The following is a 2,083-nucleotide window of genomic DNA, read 5'->3' as shown; positions in this document are numbered from 1 at the left end:
TCGCCGAGCGCGAGCCAGCGGTCCAGGTGCGCCGATCCGAGAAAACTGCCCAATGCGAACAGCGGCAGGATGCCCATGTTCAGCGGCACCCCGAGCCCGGCCTTGTAGAGCGTGCCCGATCCGCATCCGTCGGAGATCTGCATCGCCAGCCCGAAGACGAAGGCGCCGAGCACGAGACTGACGCTCGGTGGCCCCAGCGCAGCCTGCAGTTCAGGGTAGCTCGCCAGCAGCGGCATCGACAGCGTCGCCGCCAGCCCCAGCAGCAGCAGCTGCCCGACCGTGCCGCGCGGGTCGCGGTCCTCGACGAGCTGGCGCCAGCCGGTGGTGAAGCCGAAGCGCGCACCGGCCAGTGCCGCGCCCATGCCGATGCCGACCGCGAACAGCACTGCCTGCCGTACGGCAACGACCCAGACCAGCAGCACGAAGAAAGCCACCAGCGCCATCGCCAGCGGCAGCCGATGCCAGCGACTTGGTGAATCCGTCTTTGCCGTCTCCGATGCGGCGAGGGGCGGCTTCACGGACGCGCCCGGCGTCAATTGAAGGTCCGCTCGACCCACAGCTTGGCGTCGATCAGCAGCTGCTGGGCGCGACCGGGCACGTTGGCGACGAGTTCGCCGTCGCCGTTCTGGGTGAAGTCGACCATCGATCCGGCGTAGAGGCGGACGTTCTTCTGGCCCACCACCTCGGACAACGCAAACCAGTTGGTCGCCGCCCAGTGGCCGGTATTGCAGAAGCTCACCGTGTCGCCCTGGCTCCGGGTGGGCAGGCTCGCAGCCAGGGATCGGGCGGCGTCGCCGCTGACCATCCTGGCACTGCCCGGCTCGAACCAGCGCGAATGCTCGAGGTTGACCGCACCCTTCAATGTGCCGGGATACTTCGCCGCCTGGTGCCGCGTCTCGCCTTCGAAGAAAGCGGTCGGACGCGCATCGACGAGCTGCGCCGAGTCCGACAGCACGGCCTGCCTGACCTCGTCGCGCGTGGCCACCAAACTCTCGTCGATCTTGGGTTTGTAATCGCTGGCCGCGACGCGCGCCGGCAGGCTGTTCTGCGGCAAATTCGCTGCGTCCCAGGCCTTGATGCCGCCGTTGAGGATCGACAGTTCCTTCAGCCCCAGCACCTTCAGCGTCCAGTAGACGCGCGCCGCGCTGCCGAAATCGGTCTGGTCAGACCCACTTGAGACGATGACAGCATGCGTCGCCGGCGACAGGCCCAACGACTGCACCAGCGTCGTCAGCTTGCCCAGTTCCGGCAGTTCCCCGGGGTTGCCGGCAGGCCCGCGGAAGCTGCCGTACGGCGCCGAGATAGCGCCCGGGATGTGGTTGGCGGCGTAGGACCTGGGGTCGCGCACGTCGAGGATGCGGACGGCCGGGTTGGCGCGCACCGCCTCGAGTTCGGCCGGTGACAGCAGCGGCTGCGCGGCCCAGGCGCCAGAAGTGGCGAACAAGCCGGACAGCAGCGCGATGGTGGAGAAAAACTTTGGGTTCATATGGAGAGACGGTTGGCGACGGCGCGAGCGCCCGGGCGCCGGAGTGTGCCCGCATTCAGGTGGTGAGCGAACGACAGAGTCGTAGGAAGCTTATGTGGCAAACGCCATCACTACTTCGACCGCGGCGTCGGCATAGACCTCTGGTTTCTCGCTCAGCAGCTTCAGCGTGTGCAGCGCTCCGTCCGGCGCGCGGCCGACGATGTCGGTGAAGGCGCCGCCACGGTCGACCCAGAACTGCCACCTTGGCTGGATTTGATGGGCCCTCATGCGCGATTCTGAAGCGACACGCCGCCGCAGCGCTGCGGCGGCGTGTCGAATCCGGCGGGTCGGGTTGGCCTGTCCTGCGCTGCCAACGCGGCTCGACGCAGGGCCCGCTATGGTGCGCCGTCAATGCTGCGCGCCACGTGCGCCGCCGCTATGACGGCGGCAACGGCGCCGGGCTCTACGGCGGCCGCCTCGGCGCCGCAGCGCGTCGGCGACGTGATCGCCTGCGCCACCAGCGGCGCCATCGATTTCAGGATCTGCGCCGGCAGCGCACTGGTGAAGCGGTAGTCGGCCGCCTCGGGGCCGGGCACGTAGGCGGTGAGCGTGCCGAAG

Annotated in this window: 4 protein-coding genes; all 4 read right to left on the bottom strand. The window is 68.7% G+C overall.

Annotated elements, in window-relative coordinates; genetic code table 11:
* Positions 1–443: YeeE/YedE thiosulfate transporter family protein (locus H0W38_RS21830; protein WP_292458172.1), on the bottom strand; the 443-nt coding region annotated here is incomplete at its 3' end.
* Positions 444–532: 89 nt separating this feature from the next.
* Complete coding sequence (locus H0W38_RS21825) at positions 533–1,486, bottom strand: sulfurtransferase (protein ID WP_292458169.1); 954 nt, start codon at positions 1,484–1,486, stop codon at positions 533–535.
* Positions 1,487–1,576: 90 nt separating this feature from the next.
* Entirely contained in the window at positions 1,577–1,753 is a 177-nt protein-coding gene (locus H0W38_RS21820; RefSeq protein WP_292458166.1) for a hydantoinase/oxoprolinase N-terminal domain-containing protein, read from the bottom strand.
* A gap of 107 nt (positions 1,754–1,860) precedes the next feature.
* Positions 1,861–2,083: hypothetical protein (locus tag H0W38_RS21815; protein ID WP_292458163.1), on the bottom strand; the 223-nt coding region annotated here is incomplete at its 5' end.

This window comes from Methylibium sp. (assembly GCF_013817365.1).
GTDB lineage: Bacteria > Pseudomonadota > Gammaproteobacteria > Burkholderiales > Burkholderiaceae_C > Methylibium.
This window is presented reverse-complemented; position numbering and strand designations above follow the sequence as displayed.

Excerpts from the sequence above, each read along its gene's own strand:
- H0W38_RS21825 (WP_292458169.1), bottom strand. The coding sequence starts at position 1,486 with ATGAACCCAAAGTTTTTCTCCACCATCGCGCTGCTGTCCGGCTTGTTC.
- H0W38_RS21820 (WP_292458166.1), bottom strand. The coding sequence starts at position 1,753 with ATGAGGGCCCATCAAATCCAGCCAAGGTGGCAGTTCTGGGTCGACCGT.